We start from the raw sequence: 17,012 nt of genomic DNA on the forward strand, positions 1-17,012 counted from the left end.
CAAATCCCGTCCGGACAGACATTCACGCTTTCCGCCTGACCATGCTGCGCGAAGGATCATAACCCCAAAGGCTGCCCGATAGGAATATGGCGAATGCCACCAGCACCCAGAGGAGCGCCATCCAGTCAACCTGACCATAGAGCGCGAACCTGATCAATTCGACGCCATGCGAAAACGGATTGAAGGCACAGATGTCGCGCAAGATGGTCGAGGCTTCCGCCATTTTCCAAAGAGGATAGAGTGCCGTTGACAGGAAAAACATCGGGAAGATGACGAAGTTCATCACACCGGCGAAATTTTCCAGCTGCCTGATGGTACTCGACAACAACAGTCCCAACGCGCCAAGCATCAGTCCATTGACAATGAGTGCCGGCAGGACTGCAAGATAACCGGCAGGAGAAAAACTGATCCCGGTAAGCGCTGCGATCGCCAGGAAGGTGTAGACCTGAAAGATGGAGATCGCCGTGCTGGCGAAGAGTTTGCAGAAGAGCAGCCACCAACGCGGGATCGGACTGGTCAGCAACAGCCGCATTGACCCCATCTCGCGGTCATAGACAAGACTGAGCGACGACTGCATGCCCGAGAAGAGCTGTACCATGCCGCAAAGACCCGGAACGATATAGATTTCGTACGTGATGTAGGTCTGGTAAGGCGGCTGAATGGAAAGGCCGAGAGCGGCTCTGAACCCTGCGGCAAACACGATCAGCCAGACAAGAGGCCGGACAATCGCGGCAAGGAAGCGGCCGCGCTGCGAAACGAACCGCAGCGCCTCGCGATGAACGATCGCAACAAGGCAAATCAGGGCAGCCCTCATTCGCCACCTCCGGTCATCTCCAGAAACCGCGCCTGCAGCGGGGTATCTCCAGCTATTTCAGCGGCACTTCCATCAGCTTGGATCCTTCCCTCATGCAGGACGACAAGCTGATCGTTTGCCCTGACTTCATCTACCAGATGGGTCGCCCAAAGCACTGTCAGGCCCTGTTCGCTTGCAAGGTTGTGAACGTGACCCGTGATCGAATTCCGCGTCTCCGCATCGAGGCCGACAGTCGGCTCGTCCAGAAGGAGAACCACGGGATCATGAAGCAGGGCCCGGGCGATTTCCATTCGGCGCCTGTGCCCGCCATTGAGGGCGCGAACCTTTTCGCCGGCGCGTTCCGCCATATTCACCTGCTCCAGCGACGTTTCTATTCTCCTGTCGGCATCCTTGCCGGCAAGACCGTGCAGGGCAGCGAAATATTTCAGGTTCCGACGAACCGTAAGATCGAGATCAAGTGTCGGCTGCTGAAACACGACCCCGATCCTGGCAAGAGCCTTGCCCGGTTCACGGGCCAGTGAATGGCCGGCAATCATGACTTCCCCTGCATCCGGCACGAACAGGCGCGTCAGGATAGAGAACAATGTACTCTTTCCCGCACCATTGGGTCCGAGAAGAGCACAAAAAGTCCCCTTATCAAGGGAAAAACCGATGTCGTTCAGGGCGGTCTTCTTGCCATATCGGTGCGTGATGCCCCGAACATCCAGCCCGGATGTCACTTGATGGTTATCTCCACGTTCTGCAGATCGCTGCCTGGAACACCAAAATCATAGGTCCCGGGTTTGATGGCAAGAAAACTGATCTCCAGGGTTCCCGCCTCGTCGAACTCAAGACTGTCGACGCCAAGCGGACGGATCTCGATTCCTTCAATCACGATCTCGTCGATCCAGATAGCCCGGAAAAAGCCGGCCCCGGCAAGCGCAAGTTCCTGGCTGCCATCCGCTTCGATTTCGATCTCGTAGTAGGTCCCTGATTTCAATTCCAGCTTGCCGCTTTCGTTGAGCGGCATTCCGGAAGACAGCGTCAGCGGCGCAAGATCTTCCCGGTTGTCGCGCGACAGAATGCCGGCCGATCCGAAAGTCGGTGCGTCGTCGTCATCATCGCCGTCGGCAAGAACGGGTGCCGTCAGAATGGCAAGGGTCGTGATGCAGGCCAATAGAATTTTCATGTGTTTCCTCCCGGTTGAATTCAGTTTGTCGGCCGGTAAGCCGCACCCCATGGGAAACGACCGACCTTGATGCTCTTGATGGGTTCAAGACTTTCCACGTCGATCACGGTCACGTCGCCCGAAACACCATTGGTGGTGAAGAGCAGGCTTTCGTCACCGTTGAAGGCCATGTGCCAGACGCGCCGGCCAACAAGGATATAGTCCGTCACTTCATAGGTTTCCGGATCAACAACCGCGATGTGATTTGCCGGCCCAAGCGCAACAAAGACGTGTTGGCCGTCCCGGGTCATTTCAAAGCCGACAGGCTGGACACGATCCGGATGGATGCCCTGGATTTCGAATTCGATCTTGGCCTTTTCCTGCTGGTTTTCACGGTCAAAGACGGTGATCGTGCCGCCAATTTCCGAGCTTACCCAAAGCTCGGACCCGTCGTGGGTGAACTCGGCATGGCGTGGGCGCTGATCGACAATGGTATTGGCAAAGAGCTCCTGGGTCCCGGTGTCGATCCAGTGAGCCATGTTGGTGGTTTCGGATGTCGTGATCGCGATCTTTCCGTCCGGCGACACCGCCATGCCCTCCGGCTCGATACCGACGTCGATCTGGGCTATGACCTTGCGTGTATCGGTATCCACCACCGTGGTGATCGCATCATCCTCGTTGGCGATGTACAGATGCTTGCCGTCCGGATGCAAAACGAACTGCTCAGGATCCTCTCCCGATGGCAGTTCATGCAGGATCTTGCCGGTTTCCGGATCTATGACCTGCACTGTGTCACTGTCGGAAGCACACAGATACAAAACGGAATGATCAATGGCGAACGTAATTCCGCGCGGGCGCTCACCGACGTCTATCGTGCGTGTGACTTCGAGCGTGTCGATATCTATCACACTGATCGTATCGTCCTTTTCATTCGAAACCCAGATCTCGTCAGCGGTCGCGATGGAAAGCCCCATCCCGATCGCAAGTCCGGTGATTTGCCACAAGATGCGCATGTTTTACTCCCTGAACGCGGTGCAGGCGCTTTCCGCCTCGTCTATTCCGAGCGTATCCAGCTCTGTTCGCTGATGCAGGAACCCTTCCAGCGGCGCTTGAGCCACCAGTGCCCGGGGGTGTACCAGCGGAATGGGTTGACGCAGTTGACCATTCCAGGTCCGGAAGGTCAGAGGCCTGCCCTTGAACCCGGCAAGCTCGAATTTCTCCGACAACAGATAGTCGCGGACAGCGTCAGCATCAGCCTGGTTGGTCCGCGTCACGGCCTCGCCTATCGCACGCATGGCTGCCCATGCCGCGTAGTCAACCGGCCTCATCGATCTGCTCGCAGTCTTTTCGAAACGACTTTGCAGCTGTGCGGCACCCCATTGTTCCACGGTCCTGTCCCAGGCGACGGGCACAATCCCCTCTGTTCCGCCGACCGGGCGCGGTACCCAGCTGTTATAGGGAACATATCTGCCGAAATCGTCGGTTTCGTCCGCGACGACGACAAGATCATGTTCGGGAAAATCCTGGGTGAAAAGAGGAAGCTCCTGAAACGCGCTGCGGCGCATATCGGCACTCACGTCCCAGGCCTTGCGTTCGCGGATACGGATGCCGAATTTGCGTGCCGATTTCTCAATCGCATCGGCAAATGCCTGATCAGCAGGATATGGACCGGCGATGACGACCCAGTCCGTCCATTTCTTGCGAACGCCGAATTGCGCCAGTGCGTCTGTCAGCATGGCCCTCGAGGGCAACGTGTGAAGAATGTTGCTGCGGCACGCTGCATCTCGGAGACCCGTTTCCTCAGCGCTCGTGTTGAAGAGGATGGCTCCTGCCGCTTCAGGCAAATCAGCCACGCGAAGGAGCTGGTTTTCGGGCGCTTTCACAATCAGGAATGGCGTCACGGCCAGAAGTTCGCGCGCGGCGCTCTCGAAGTCTCCACCCTCCTCGACAACACGGGTCTCCAGAGCATAGGTCTGCTTCAGAAAACGTCCTGTGGTGGCATTGTCCTTTAGGCCAACTTCGACACCGGCAAGCCCCTCGTTTTCCGGAATCGGATCAAGGTTGGAGAGCACTGGAGGTTGTGGTTCAACCTGCTCCAGATAGCCGATTGTAACCGCTATATCCGCATACGCCGCGCTGCAACAAAACCATAATATCACTAAGTAATTCGCGATGACCCTGACAAACATTCAACCTCGCTCCCTGGTCCGAATACGCGCACCCGCAGGACAACTCACAGGTTAGGCTGAGGCAGATCGTCAAGGCAAGGAAACGAGACTTGTCCCTTGGTACAATAGCGCCTCTGTCCGAGCTGTGCGTATTTAAGTTTGACGATCTCGGGAGGAGAGAAATCATGAATTTTCGCAATTGGATGCTGGGCATCTTTGCGGCAGGAACTGCCCTTTCCCTGACATCTCTGGATCCGATCGGACGCGTGGAAGCACATGGAGATGTCGCTCCGCAGGCAGTCGATACGGCCGGTCTTCCGGACCTCGGTGAAGAGTGGCTGGTCGAGAACCCCTGGCGCGACCCGGACAATCAGTTCTGGGCGCTGGCAATCAAGGTTGGTGCCTCGGGCTATAACCAGAATTGTGCGCGTTGCCACGGTCTGGAAGTGATTTCCGGCGGCCTTGCCCCGGACCTGCGCTATTTGGAAGCCGATGACTTTGGCGACGAATGGTATCTGGAGCGGTATCAGAACGGATACACACAGAACGGTGTAACCAAGATGCCGGCCTTCGGTGAACTGCTCGGCCAGGAAGCCGCCTGGGCGATCCGCACTTACGTCGAGACAAGGCCCGATGAAGGTGCTCTTGACACACACTCAGAACGGCTGAAAGCAATCCGGGACGTAATCCAGGAACTTGCAGAAAAGGCAATGCCGGCAGTCGAAGCCGAAGACACAATCGCACCTCTTCGCGCTGAAATGGAAGAAATCGCGGATTCCCTGGAAACAGGTTCGGGTGCTCCACGCGCGGAATCAGTTGCTTCACGCGCCGCGCTGCAGTTGGATGGTTCCGATGATAGTCTCAAGAAAACAGCAGAAATCCTGACGATCGGATTGTCGGCCGCGAAGTAATGCTCCACCCCGGTTTGAAAGTAGGTCCCGCCGTTCTGGCCATGCTTTGCATAGCCGGCACGGCGGCCTTCGCTCAAAATTGCGAAAATGTCCGTTTCGGTGATGAGGCGGAACGCAAGCCGCAGAATTTGGGCCGTGAAATTGTCGGCCAGAGCATGGACGACATCAAGGAACGCGGCTTCATCAAGATAGCCGTCTATGAGGACTTTCCGCCATTCTCGTATGAAGAGAAGGGTGTTCTGAAAGGTGTCGACATCGACATCGGGCGATTGATTGCAAAGGACCTCGGGGTCGACGCTCGCTTCATTGCAACCGCTGCCGACGAGAATGTTGACGGTGATCTGCGCAACAATGTCTGGCGCGGCAAACTGATCGGTGGCCAGATTGCGAATGTCATGATGCATGTTCCCTATGACCGGGAACTGGGCTGCCGGAACGAGATGGTCGTCCTCAACGGCCAGTACTACAACGAACAGCTGGCAATAGCCTATCGGAAGGACGAATACCCTGAAGACCCGCCGGTTCCGGCGTATTTTCGCTTCGACACGGTCGGTGTCGAAAACGACACGCTCTCAGATTTCTATCTTTCCGGGTTTGCACGCGGGCAACTTGTTGCAAACATGCGGCGTTTTCCGACCACGGACGATGCAATGGCGGCACTTGCGGAAGGTGACGTCGTGGCCGTGATGGCACCGCTCTCACAAATCGAACACGGCCTCACCGACGCCATCGCTGTCCACTTGCCGCCCTTTCCGGGACTGGCCAGATCAAGCTGGACCCTGGGCATCGCCGTTCGACACAACTGGCGGCCTCTTTCCTACGCAGTCGACGACGCAATCCGTTACGCCGTTGAAGACGGTCGGATGGCGCGCATATTCAACGACCACGGACTGACGTTCACAAAACCGGACTGGTGACCGACTGCACTCTGATTGCTTGGCGATCAGACCCTGACAAGCGAACCGTCACCGTCCTCCAGCCAGATCGCCTGAGCTGCTCCCGAAACAACACACTTTTCGGCCAGTTCCCTCGACGTTGTAAGCGCGAGCGCCGTCGACAGGCCATCGGCCCAGGTCGCCGTTTCCGCCTGCACGCTCACCGATTGCCATCGTGGTTCAGTCTCCGTCAGATCCGGGTGCATGATATGGCCGCTGCCATTGCTGAACCGCGTGCCCGAAGGCGCGGATGTCGCCACGGCTGCATTCTTCAGGTCGATGCTGTCCAGGATGTTGCCGCTCTTACCGGCGACACCAATGCGTGCACTCTGTTCTCCTGCCCTGTATTCGCCGATGTGAACCAGATAGGGATCAAAGCCATGTGCGCGCAGCACTTCACTCGTGCGATCCGTTGCGAATCCCTGAGCAATACCGTTCATCGTCATCGCCATGCCGGGAATGGAATAGTGAAGTCGGGACGACTGACGGCGCACTTTGTCCCAGCCGACCAGTTCACCCAGTGCAGCCCGTTCTTTGCGCGTCAAGCCGTTCGGGCGCCTGGCCTGCGCCACCATGAGCGGCTGAATTGTAGGATCGAACAGACCTTCGGTTTGTCGGTTTATGCGATCGACATGCCCGATCAGGCGGGCGAATTCCGGCGGCATCTGCAGCGTGCCGTCTGAGTTCAAGCGATTGAGTGCGGAACTGGCTTGATACAGCGAGAAGTGCCTTTCCATCCGGAGGATCGTGTCACGGGCAGCAGTCAGCGCCCGCGCTGCTTCCTTGCTATCCGAACTGAAGAGTTCAATACGGGCCTCGGCTCCCAGCGCTCTTCCGCGCCAGACGACCGGTTCGGCAGTTGCTGGTCTTGAACTTTTCGTCGCAAGAGCGCATCCCGCCATGATGGTCAGGAAACGGCGGCGTCCCCTGTTCATAGCTGCCTCCCTCTTTTGGCAAGCACAAGCGGCACACACCGGGCATCGTCATCATGGATGGTAACGCAATCAAGACACTGGAAACACTCGTCGTATCGAATACCGCCAGTCGGTTTGATCGCGTTGTAATTGCACTTCACGCGACAAAGCTGGCATGGACTGCCGCAGGCATCCCGGCGCGGGATCCAGTCGCGGATACGCAAAAAACCGCCAATGGCCATCACCGCTCCGAGCGGACAGATGTAGCGGCAAAACCCCTTGAACACCATTGTGCTCAACACAAGCAGACCGACGCAATAAAGAACGAAATACCATTCGCGTACGAAGAAGGTCGTTACCGCCGTCTTGAAGGGTTCAACCTCGACTGCAGCATCCAGGTAACCCGGCGCGACGAAGGCCAGAAGAACAAGGCCCGCAAGAATGACATACTTGAGTTTGACCAGCCAACGGTCGATCCTGTCCGGAACGCGGATCTGCGGAAGGCGAAGGCTGCGACCCAGATGATGCATGAATTCCTGCATGGCTCCAAACGGACACATCCAGCCACAGAAAAAGCCACGACCCCAGACGAGGAATGTCACGAGAACCACTGCCCAGATAAGCAACGAAAACGGATCGTAGAGCAGGAAGGACAGGCTCTGTCCTTCGAAGAGCCCCCGCATCACACCCAGTACGGTGACGATGGATAGCTGTCCCTGTCCCCACCAGCCGACGAACCCGATCACACCTGCCAGTATCAACAGTCGAATGGCCGTGTAGTGCCGGTATCCGGCAAACCGGGACTGGCCGAACAAGAGCAACGGCACGAGTGCGGCCAGACCCCCGGCAAGTACCACGAGATCGCCCGATCTTGCCTGCATTGCCTGCCGCCAGACGGGAACCGGTTCGGGAGGTTCATCCCTGATGAAAAAACGTTCATCGGTCTTGTGAGTGAGAGCAAAGTCCACGGTTCCGATTTCCGGTCGGAAAGACCCGTGCTCGCGTGTCGCACGAACCGACAAGGACCAGTCGCCGGTCGGATCGAAGCCAAGCCTGCGGTCCGTGCGCAGAACCATCGCCACTTCACCCGGTATCCCGTCACGCAATTCGATATCCAGATCGGCATCGCGCAGGGAGATCGGCAGCCCGTCCTGACTTGCCGTGATCAGGTCGGGGCTGGTATTGCGCACGAAGTCTTCCGTAACCAGCCCGTGACGCCCGGCGTCGATCACCAGGATCGGTTCATCTTCAGGTGAAAGCTCCTGAAAATTGCGCAACTGGACCAGACTGTCCGGCTCAAGGATGGCTTCGGCGATCGCCGGCGGCCCGATATCGACCACCCACAGATCAAGGTAGGGCTCGTCAGGTTCATCCTTTGCCAGTTCATCGTCGTCTGCCCAGATGGTATCGGCGAAGGCGTCGTCAACCTCACGGTTGGTCACCAGTCGCCGGCCCACGAGACCCTCCTCGACAATGTCATCCCAGGTCAGCTGCTCTGCGTGATCCAGGTTTGGCTCGGCTGCCGCCCTGCCGCCAATTCCTTCGATCTTCTCTCTTGCAACCTTGAACGCGGCCGCCAGAAGCGTCTCGTGTGCAATGCGCACGCTCGCCGTCGCCTTGGTCACGCCGTCCAGATAAACCAGCGACGATCCGCTGCCTTCATCGCCGTAGGGAACGCCGATAACCAGGGAATCGGTGATGGAATAGCCCTTGTACTGGGCAATGAACTCCTGAAACGGAGCCTCTCCCAACCCTGACACGAAAATCGGTTCGTTATGCGAAACAAGATCGACATCGATCAGCCGGCCTTCGAGGGTCAAAATGACAAACAGGTTGATCGGGGCGCCCGAGAAGCCCGGAAGGGGGGCCAGCGGCGTTGTTTCGAAGGCATACCCTGCAACCCTGCCATCCAGGTTGATCAGCTCGTATATTCCTCCGTCGAGCAGATCCCCCAACTGATAGGGTGGTTGAATGTATTGCGCGGCCTCGGTGCGCTCCAGTTCCAGCGCATTTCCGGCAGACATCGCAAATACGAGTGCCGTGACCATGCAAGCCAAATGCTGCGCCAGCACGCCGACGATCTCACGCGACCTGTTGTGAATCTCCTCCATGAAGGGCAGTTTTTCCGCAGGCGAAAGCTGACGCAACTGTCCTTTAGATCAAGACGGCCTTCCGGATCGGTCTTTGCTTGTACCAAAGGCCAAGAATTTTCTTGATCAAGATCAACGTTTCCCGGGTTTGACTGTCGTTTTCTCCTCTCACTCTACGAGAGGAGAAAACGAATGTCGGTCCGCAACCTTCTTTTGGCAGCAATGACGCTTGGTCTTGTGCATTCTGCCCAGGCATCCGAAGTTTTTGAGCAGGCCAAGATCACGGCTGGAGAAATGCTCTACAGGGTGGAATGCCGGCGCTGCCACGCTCCGGACACCAACGACCCGAGTTACGGTCCCCCGCTTGAAAATGTCATTGGCCGCGGCGCCGGAACGTTTCCGGACTACGAATATTCCGAGGCGCTGGCGTCGTCCGGAATTGTCTGGACACCTGCTGCTCTGCGCGCCTGGATGGAGGACAACACCGGGTTTCTGCCGGGCACAAAAATGCGGCATGTCGGGATAACGGACAGGACGGTACAGGACTTCATCCTGACCTATCTGGCAAGCCTGTCGACACAGGCAAGCGATGGAACAAACGTTGATTGAAGGTGTTCCGGCAACAGATCACGCCAGGCGATTTTGGATGTGCAGGCAGTGAATTCGAAGAAACCGCGAGGAGTATACAACAGATGGCCAGGGAGAAAGTCTGTTTGACAGACTTCTGCTTTTGGGGTCCCGGCTTTGCTCCTGGAGGAAGAGTTACCGCCGGAATCCGTACTCCGTCACGAAGAACCGTGGCTGCATTGGCTCAAGGGTACCGCGCAGCTTTTCAAGTTCGTCCTTGGGACCGTGCACTTCCACGCCCGTTATCTCAACCAGCGCTTTTGTGCTTTCAAAAACATGCGCACCGATCTTCATATGTTCGATGATCGCATCGGCACTCACATAGTCTTCGCGGGACACGGCGCCACCGTTGTCATCAAAACTGTACGCGGAAGCAAGATGACCGGGCTCCTTGTCTCGCAGCGCAACCATCTTCTCGCAATTTTTGCGGAATGCACCCGCGTTTTCAGCCGGTATCGTGAAGTACCCGATCAAGGAAATGATATGCGAATATGACATTACAGGCTCCTTATGAGACACTCTGATTATTCGTCTCCTGGCGACCCCTGTAAAAGTCAATAGCAAATCTTATGGACAATATTAATGTCATCACCAATAACCCGAATAGATCTTTATAGAAATACTTTGAATCTCCGCCAGTATACGACCAAATTACCACTATTGTCATTAAATCTATACAAAAACAAGCCTTTGTAACCTAATTACAAATCTATTTCTCTCCTTATGAGTCACGGTTCATCTCGAGAAGTGAAGCAATCTTTCTGGCGTCGGCCTCTTCCCAAATCCGGCAAACTTCCTTGCCAGTCGAATTATCCAACACTGCAAATTCGCAGCAATCGGTCGGCACAAGACCCGTGCCTAAGGCTCAAATCTAGGTTCTGTTGACAAAGCACTTAATTCTTCAACCAGCTATTGTTCAAATACCATCTCTAAGCATTCTCGCGGCCAATTTTAAGAAATGGAAAAAGATAAATGGCGTTGATACAATAATGAAACCTATCCAGAGAACGGTATTGACCGGATGTTCGAACAACATTGAGAGCTCAAGTGCGGCAAACGAGATCCCACCCCAAATCGCAAGAGATCGAGCGTGTTTGTCACTCAGTATCCAATGATCCCACATCTCGGCTCCTCAAAGGCCACTTTGTTTTTCTGAAGTGCAAAGACCAAAACGGGAAACAACGGTCGCTGCCATTTCGTCGGCTGTCGCAACTCCACTATCAAGCATTAGGCAGTTCGGTATTGGCGCAGGAGCGGGAACAAAAATCGAGTTGAATTCGTCCAGGCTCTGTTCCGTTGTGATCTTGCCGCGTTGAGCGCGCTCTGAATTTCCCAATCGTGACAGCACCTCCTTGCGATCACAGCTGATGTGAACAGGGAGTATCTCACCGTGGCATTTGTGCATGACGGCTGCAAGATCCTCGAATTGCAGACGGTCGCTCGCTGAATAACAATAAGTCGTAACAAGCATTGGAATGTCGTGTTTCGCGGCAGCCTCCACGACCGAGCAACGCACGGTATGGACAAGTTCCCAGAACCCGGGAGCACCGAAGTCAAAAACAGTTTGAGCAACGTCAATTGCAACATGATTGTCGAACAGACGACCAGGCACAGCCCTCAACAAAGCCCTGGCGGTGGTCAATTTACCGGTTGCCGGTGCGCCGTGGATAAAGACAAGTTTCATCACGAATACTGCTCTTTGACATTAGCGAAACGGGTCCTCTCAAGGTTCCCGTCTTCAGTACTGACACGGCAATAACCCCGGACCGCGTTACCTTAGGATAGTAACCCTCATTCTTGCCCCCACTTCAATCACACCCCTAAACTCCCGGAAAGCGCAGCTGTCAGGCAACTGGAGACCAGGTGCTTTTCTTTCCATTTCTGCCCAGGGCAACATCACAGAACGAGTTTATCAGTCGAGACTGCTCGCGTTCCTTGAGAAAGGCCAGATAGTAGTTCGTCTGGATATCGGCGTCCGTGATCGGTATGGGGCGCAGGTTCGGGTGCGGAACAAACTCGAAGTCCGCCACGAACCCAAGTCCAAGGCCTTGCTCAACCGCTTTCCAGATGGCTTCCCGGCTGCCCAGTTCCAGTACCGCATCCACTTTTACATCGCGATTGTCCAGCTCTCTTTCGATCGCGGTCCGCGTTGTGGATCCCGCTTCCCGCCGAATGGTTTTCTCGCCTTCCAACTCGTGTATCGAAATACTGGCGCGGTCATAGAAATGATGGTCCGAATTCACGAAGGCAACCACCTCGTGCACGCTGTAAAGCAGGGTTGTCACGCGCTCGTCCACGGGAACTTCGGCTATGATCCCCACATCAGCATCGAAAGACAGGATTTGCTCGAAGCAATGCGTTGAATTTCCAAACTTTACCTGAACATCAATTCCCGGATAATTCTGCTTGTAGGCAACGATCATGTCGGTTGCGTGAAAAGGCCCGACCGCAGCCAGGTTGAGTGCCCCGGCATGGAACCCGCGATAGCTGTTCAACAAGCTTTCCGCATCTGTTTCTGCCTGAACGAGCCGCGAGGTGATCTCCATGAGCTCTTTTCCCGGCCCGGTCAGGTGCACCTCGCGTCCGACGCGGTTGAAGAGTTCCACCTTGTAGCGTCTTTCCAGCGCCTTCACCTGTGTTGAAAGCGTCGGCTGGCTCACGTTGCAAGCCTTGGCTGCATTGGAAAAACCACCAAATCGAGCAACAGCGTGAAAAGCACGGAGTTCGGACTTAAGCATAGATACAGTATATAGAACACATCGAAACAATCAATTTGATATATGCATTAAGGCTGTTCATGCTCTCCTTGAATGTGACAACCGCGTCTCAAGTTTTCGAAATCAAAGGGACAAATATGTGGGCCTATAAAAACCCGGTTAACGTGCTTTTTGGTGAGGATGAATTCTCAAGACTCCCGGACACAATTGGCGGGAGGCGGTACGCGCTGGTGACCTATCCGGAGCCCGTATTTGCGGAACTGGCTGACAAGCTCGCCAGGACGGCCGGGGAACCGGTTGTCAAGATAAGCGATGTGGCTCCCAATCCGGATTATGAATTGCTGCGTGTCCAGTGTGACCGTTTCGCGGTGGCAGACGATGTTGACGTCATTGTCGCGATTGGCGGTGGATCGGTCATTGATTCAGCCAAGGTCTTTGCCGCCGCCGGCGGAGATTTTAGCCGCATTGTGAGGTTCCTGGAGACGAAGGAAGGCGAAGATGAGCTGTCCTTCCTTCCGATCGTTTCCGTCCCCACCACGGCGGGAACCGGCAGTGAAGTCACATGCTGGGCCACCGTCTGGAATGAGGCAGCGGCGAAGAAGTACTCGCTGGCCCATCCCCGGCTGTATCCCGAAATCGCCCTGGTCGACCCGGCCCTGATGCTTGGGAAGCCCTATGGGCTTACATTGGCGACCGGTCTGGATGCATTGTCGCATGCTCTGGAAAGTATCTGGAACCGGAATGCCAACCCGGTTTCCGCGCAGCATGCCGTGGCGGCCGCAAAGCGTATCCTGCCCGCGCTCCCCAAGGTGCTGCGTGATCCAGGCAACATTTTCTTCAGACGCGAAATGGCCGAGGCTTCATTGTTCGCCGGCCTTGCATTTTCCAATACGAAGACTGCGATCGCACACAATCTCTCCTATCCGATCACCCTGGGATGGGGTGTCCAGCATGGCATCGCCTGCTCCTTCACTCTGCCGACGGTGCTGCGTTCCGTGTCCGGCATCGGGGGATTTCGCGAAGATGCTCTCAAGACGATTTTCGGCGGCGACCTTGAGGAGGGTGCTGAATTTCTGACCCGGTTTCTGAAAGATCTGGGTGTGGGAACACGCTTTGTGGATCACTCGGTGCCCGAAGGCAAATGCATGCAGATCATTGACGAGGCCTTTGCCGGGGAGCGCGGCAAGAATTTCATCGGAACCAAGGAGAATTTTCTCGCAGCGGCCCGGCACCAGGGTCTGATCTGATCAACGGATACCCAAAAACAAGCGGGATCAACCCGTCAAATCAACCTACCGGAGGACCAGAAATGAAGCTAACAACCCTTTTTCAGACCGCCCTTGCTGGTACACTTGTTGCGATCGCAGGTGCAGCAAGTGCTGAGGAATGCAAGAATCCGGACGTTTTGCGTTTCTCGATGATCCCTACGGAAGAGACCACCCAGGAACTTGCGCTTTACGAGCCGATGGTAAACCAGCTGAAGGCAGCCACCGGCAAGAACATCGAATTCTATCTTCCCACGTCCTATGCCTCCGTCGTTGAAGCAATGCTTGGCGGCTTTGTGGACATCGGCATGCACGGTCCATATTCCTATGTCATCGCACAGGAAAAAGACCCGTCGCTGCAGGTGTTTGCAACTTATGCAAAACACAAGGGACACTTTCAGGAAGAAGGCCCTGGCTACAAGGCTGTGCTTGTCTCGCGTTCAGATTCCGGCATCGAGAAGATCGAAGACATTGAGGGCAAGGTTGTCGGGCTGACGGATCCCGCGTCGACTTCGGGAAACCTGCTGCCGCGTGTTTCCTTTACAAAAGTCATCGGCCAGGATCTGGAAGACCATTTCAGCCGCGTTGTCTACACAGGCGGACATGACCTTTCCGCAATCGCGGTTCTGGAAGGGCAAGTCGATATCGCCTTCGTCGCCACCCACCGTCTGGACAATGTCATCGACCGTGGACTGGCCAAGATGGAAGACTACAATCTCATCTGGTCTTCCCCAGTTATTCCGCAGGATCCGTTCGTGGTTTCCGGTCAGCTTTGCGACGAGTTGGTCGGTCAGATCACCGAGGCCTTTTTGACGCTAGGCGACAATGAGGAAGGGCAGGAATATCTGAAAAATGTCAACGCCAGCCGTTTCGTCGCCATGTCGGACGATGATTACAACATTATCCGCGACCTGAAAGCGGCAAAAGACGCCAAAAAATAACCAAAAACCTGGTGCGCGCCTTTCACGCGCACCAGATTTCCGAGGGAGGCGGATGATGGCCGTTTTGACCGTCGAGGGACTTAAGGTGCGTTACAGCGCAAAAGGCCCCGAAATTCTCAAAGGCATCGATTTTGAAGTGCAGGACGATGATTTCCTGGCGATCATCGGACCCAGCGGGGCGGGAAAATCCACGCTCATCCGGTGCGTCAACCGACTGGTTGAACCCTCCGACGGCAAGATCGTGCTTCTGGGAGAGGATGTGTGTGCACTCAGACCAAGGGCACTTCGCAATCTCAGACGCAATGTCGGGATGATTTTTCAGGAGTTCAACCTGATCAATCGCATGTCCGTCATGGACAACGTGCTTTCGGGCAGGTTGGGCTACACGGGCAACATGCGTTCGTTGTTCCGTGCCTTTCCTCAGGACGATATCCAGCTCGCGCTGTATTACCTGGACCGTGTCGGCCTCAGCGACCACATCGACAAACGCGCAGATGAATTGTCCGGTGGCCAGCGCCAGCGCGTCGGGATCGCCCGCGCCCTGATGCAAAGGCCCAAACTGCTCTTGCTGGATGAACCCACCTCGGCGCTTGATCCCAAGATTTCGCGGGAAGTCATGGCTCTCATCCGGGACATTGCACTGGAACTGAAAGTCCCTGCCCTTTGCAATATCCACGACGTGCAGCTCGCCAAGGAATTCTGCAACCGCATCATCGGCCTGCAGGATGGCTACAAAAAGTTCGATGGTGCGACAGAGCAATTGCGAGACGCGGACCTGGATGACATTTACGCCATGGAGGTCCTGTGAGCATGGCAGTGATTGACGCAAATCCTGCGGCATTGGACCTGCAATATGAATTGCGCCGGCGTCGCTATGTGAAGATGGGCCTTATCTGGTTGGCCGTCATCGCCTTTGTTGCCTGGTGCGTCAACGGAACGATCATTGAAGATACCGACTGGTCCCGGATTGGCGGCCGCAGCGGTGTTCTCAGTTCGATCGGCCGCTACCTTTCACTCGACCTCGGGCTGTTGCCAGAACTTCTGATCCCCACCCTCGAAACTTTCATGATGGCCTCTGTCGGGACGGTTCTGGGGTGCTTCCTTTCACTGCCTGTTGCCTGGCTCGGAGCAGCGAATGTCACGCCATCGAAAACCATTCTTTATCCTCTCGGCCGATTTCTGATGGTCCTCAGCCGCTCCGTTCATGAAATCGTCTGGGCGCTTCTTTTCGTCAGTGCTGTCGGACTGGGTGCACTGCCGGGCATTCTGGCCATTGCCATGCGTTCGGTCGGCTTCATCTCGAAAATTTCCGCGGAAGCCATCGAGAACATCGATACCAAGCCGGTTGAAGCGATCCGGGCGGTGGGCGGCAGCCAGTTTCAGGTCATGTATTACGGAATTTTGCCGCAGATCTATCCGGTGGTTCTGGCCACCGTGATATTTGAGTGGGATATCAATATCCGCCGTTCCGCCGTTATGGGTCTGGTTGGCGCGGGTGGACTGGGTCTGCTTTTCTTCCGCCAGATGAACAGTTTCAACTATGGCGGCGTCACCATGGTGATCCTGGCAATCCTGTTCCTGATCATCATTGGCGAAATCATCTCTCACTACCTGCGTAAAGCTGTGATTTGAGGAGGCACCGATGACCGATCAGACAGCCAACTCGATTCCCGCGCGGAAGTGGTCGCGGTTCAAATACCCTGACTCCCTCTACAAATACGGCACGTTGCTGATCGTATTGGTGTTTCTGGGTTATTCGTTTCACTTTCTGAACATCGACATCACCAGGCTTTTCGGCGCATTGGGCCGGCTGATGGGAGTGGTCAGCGACCGCTACTATCCACCCGATCTGGAGTACGTGCTGGACAAGGGCTACCTGGCAGCAATTCTCGACACGCTCCAGATGTCATTTCTGGGTGGATTTGCGGGCGTTTGCATCGCGATTCCCCTCGCCTGGTTTTCTGCAGCTAATGTCTCACCCGCCCGTGCCTTGTTTCCGGTTGGACGCCTCGGCGTGATTTTCTGCCGGGCAATTCACGAAACCATCTGGACGATCCTCTTTGTCTCGATACTGGGCTTCGGAATGCTGGCAGGCGTCAGTGCACTGACCATGTTCTGCATCGGCTTTGCAGGCAAGCTGTTCGCCGATGAAATAGAAGCCATTGAAATAGGGCCGGTCGAAGCCATGCGGGCAGCCGGTGCCAATCCGTTCCAGGTGTTCCTCTTTGCCGTCGTGCCCCAGGTTCGCGTGGCCTTCACCGGGATCGCGATCTACACGTGGGACGTTGCTTTCCGCGCCGCCACCGTGGTGGGCTTTTTCGGAGGCGGCGGCATGGGCTGGTACCTGAAAAGAAACGTTCAGCAGCTGGAAAACCTGCGGGTAGCCGCAATAATTCTCTCAATCATAGCCATGGTTCTCATCGCGGAATTCCTGTCCGGATATCTGCGATCAGCAGTGAACCGTGCGAAGTAAGAAAGTCCAA

The 17,012-nt window shown here is 55.8% G+C and carries 18 protein-coding genes; 8 read left to right on the forward strand and 10 right to left on the reverse strand.

The genetic code is table 11. The annotated features are described in order from the left end of the window. Positions 1–22: 22 nt before the first annotated feature. Genes ACO6TI_RS29725 through ACO6TI_RS29745 form a run of 5 tightly spaced genes read right to left on the reverse strand, consistent with a single transcriptional unit; the run spans position 23 to position 4,150 of the window. Positions 23–814, reverse strand: coding sequence for an ABC transporter permease (locus ACO6TI_RS29725; protein ID WP_055391714.1), 792 nt, complete (start codon positions 812–814; stop codon positions 23–25). Beyond that, a complete protein-coding gene (locus tag ACO6TI_RS29730) occupies positions 811–1,533 on the reverse strand; it encodes an ABC transporter ATP-binding protein (RefSeq protein WP_055391715.1) in 723 nt (240 codons plus the stop codon). The genes ACO6TI_RS29725 and ACO6TI_RS29730 overlap by 4 nt, the downstream gene beginning before the upstream one ends. Next, positions 1,530–1,982 (reverse strand): hypothetical protein, encoded by a 453-nt coding sequence (locus ACO6TI_RS29735; protein ID WP_055391716.1) that lies wholly within the window; start codon positions 1,980–1,982, stop codon positions 1,530–1,532. Before ACO6TI_RS29735 ends, ACO6TI_RS29730 begins: the two co-directional genes overlap by 4 nt. A 20-nt stretch (positions 1,983–2,002) precedes the next feature. Further along, positions 2,003–2,974: a YVTN family beta-propeller repeat protein gene (locus tag ACO6TI_RS29740; RefSeq protein ID WP_104701186.1), complete on the reverse strand. Its 972-nt coding sequence runs from the start codon at positions 2,972–2,974 to the stop codon at positions 2,003–2,005. 3 nt (positions 2,975–2,977) lie between these two features. Then, positions 2,978–4,150, reverse strand: coding sequence for an ABC transporter substrate-binding protein (locus tag ACO6TI_RS29745; protein ID WP_422383937.1), 1,173 nt, complete (start codon positions 4,148–4,150; stop codon positions 2,978–2,980). Between the two features lie 164 nt (positions 4,151–4,314). Here ACO6TI_RS29745 and pedF point away from each other — a divergent pair, with 164 nt between their 5' ends. Both pedF and ACO6TI_RS29755 read left to right on the forward strand, forming a co-directional pair. Continuing rightward, positions 4,315–5,040: a cytochrome c-550 PedF gene (pedF, locus tag ACO6TI_RS29750; RefSeq protein ID WP_422383938.1), complete on the forward strand. Its 726-nt coding sequence runs from the start codon at positions 4,315–4,317 to the stop codon at positions 5,038–5,040. Further along, positions 5,040–5,957 (forward strand): substrate-binding periplasmic protein, encoded by a 918-nt coding sequence (locus ACO6TI_RS29755; RefSeq protein ID WP_422383939.1) that lies wholly within the window; start codon positions 5,040–5,042, stop codon positions 5,955–5,957. Before pedF ends, ACO6TI_RS29755 begins: the two co-directional genes overlap by 1 nt. 26 nt (positions 5,958–5,983) lie before the next feature. Here the strand turns inward: ACO6TI_RS29755 and ACO6TI_RS29760 are convergent, their stop codons facing one another. Beyond that, positions 5,984–6,910, reverse strand: a complete 927-nt coding sequence (locus tag ACO6TI_RS29760) for an FAD:protein FMN transferase (protein WP_422383940.1) — start codon at positions 6,908–6,910, stop codon at positions 5,984–5,986. Beyond that, the gene (locus ACO6TI_RS29765; protein WP_422383941.1) at positions 6,907–9,000 is read right to left on the reverse strand and encodes a 4Fe-4S binding protein; all 2,094 of its coding nucleotides are present in this window, start codon (positions 8,998–9,000) and stop codon (positions 6,907–6,909) included. The genes ACO6TI_RS29760 and ACO6TI_RS29765 overlap by 4 nt, the downstream gene beginning before the upstream one ends. 171 nt (positions 9,001–9,171) lie before the next feature. Between ACO6TI_RS29765 and ACO6TI_RS29770 the strand changes: the two genes are divergently transcribed. After that, positions 9,172–9,588: a c-type cytochrome gene (locus ACO6TI_RS29770; RefSeq protein ID WP_055391721.1), complete on the forward strand. Its 417-nt coding sequence runs from the start codon at positions 9,172–9,174 to the stop codon at positions 9,586–9,588. 153 nt (positions 9,589–9,741) lie between these two features. Here ACO6TI_RS29770 and ACO6TI_RS29775 read toward each other — a convergent pair whose 3' ends face one another. The 3 genes from ACO6TI_RS29775 to ACO6TI_RS29785 form a co-directional block, all read right to left on the reverse strand. Next, the gene (locus ACO6TI_RS29775; RefSeq protein ID WP_422383942.1) at positions 9,742–10,104 is read right to left on the reverse strand and encodes an antibiotic biosynthesis monooxygenase; all 363 of its coding nucleotides are present in this window, start codon (positions 10,102–10,104) and stop codon (positions 9,742–9,744) included. A 634-nt stretch (positions 10,105–10,738) separates the two neighbouring features. Next, the gene (locus ACO6TI_RS29780; protein WP_422383943.1) at positions 10,739–11,290 is read right to left on the reverse strand and encodes a hypothetical protein; all 552 of its coding nucleotides are present in this window, start codon (positions 11,288–11,290) and stop codon (positions 10,739–10,741) included. 160 nt (positions 11,291–11,450) lie between these two features. Then, positions 11,451–12,344 (reverse strand): LysR substrate-binding domain-containing protein, encoded by an 894-nt coding sequence (locus tag ACO6TI_RS29785; protein ID WP_104701181.1) that lies wholly within the window; start codon positions 12,342–12,344, stop codon positions 11,451–11,453. A gap of 116 nt (positions 12,345–12,460) precedes the next feature. Here ACO6TI_RS29785 and psrA point away from each other — a divergent pair, with 116 nt between their 5' ends. The 5 genes from psrA (at position 12,461) to phnE (ACO6TI_RS29810) (ending at position 17,002) form a co-directional block, all read left to right on the forward strand. Continuing rightward, positions 12,461–13,570 carry an iron-containing alcohol dehydrogenase PsrA gene (gene psrA, locus ACO6TI_RS29790; protein WP_422383944.1) on the forward strand — a complete coding sequence of 370 codons (1,110 nt, stop codon included), beginning with the start codon at positions 12,461–12,463 and terminating at the stop codon, positions 13,568–13,570. A gap of 62 nt (positions 13,571–13,632) precedes the next feature. Then, entirely contained in the window at positions 13,633–14,529 is an 897-nt protein-coding gene (locus ACO6TI_RS29795; RefSeq protein ID WP_055391724.1) for a phosphate/phosphite/phosphonate ABC transporter substrate-binding protein, read from the forward strand. Positions 14,530–14,584: 55 nt separating this feature from the next. Then, positions 14,585–15,337 (forward strand): phosphonate ABC transporter ATP-binding protein, encoded by a 753-nt coding sequence (gene phnC / locus ACO6TI_RS29800; protein WP_082442587.1) that lies wholly within the window; start codon positions 14,585–14,587, stop codon positions 15,335–15,337. Between the two features lie 2 nt (positions 15,338–15,339). Beyond that, on the forward strand, positions 15,340–16,161 hold the full coding sequence (phnE, locus tag ACO6TI_RS29805; protein ID WP_196878973.1) for a phosphonate ABC transporter, permease protein PhnE: 822 nt from the start codon (positions 15,340–15,342) through the stop codon (positions 16,159–16,161). A gap of 10 nt (positions 16,162–16,171) precedes the next feature. Further along, entirely contained in the window at positions 16,172–17,002 is an 831-nt protein-coding gene (gene phnE, locus ACO6TI_RS29810) for a phosphonate ABC transporter, permease protein PhnE (RefSeq protein ID WP_422383945.1), read from the forward strand. Positions 17,003–17,012: the final 10 nt, after the last annotated feature.

Source organism: Roseibium album, from assembly GCF_965233825.1.
In the GTDB taxonomy this organism is placed as follows: domain Bacteria; phylum Pseudomonadota; class Alphaproteobacteria; order Rhizobiales; family Stappiaceae; genus Roseibium; species Roseibium album.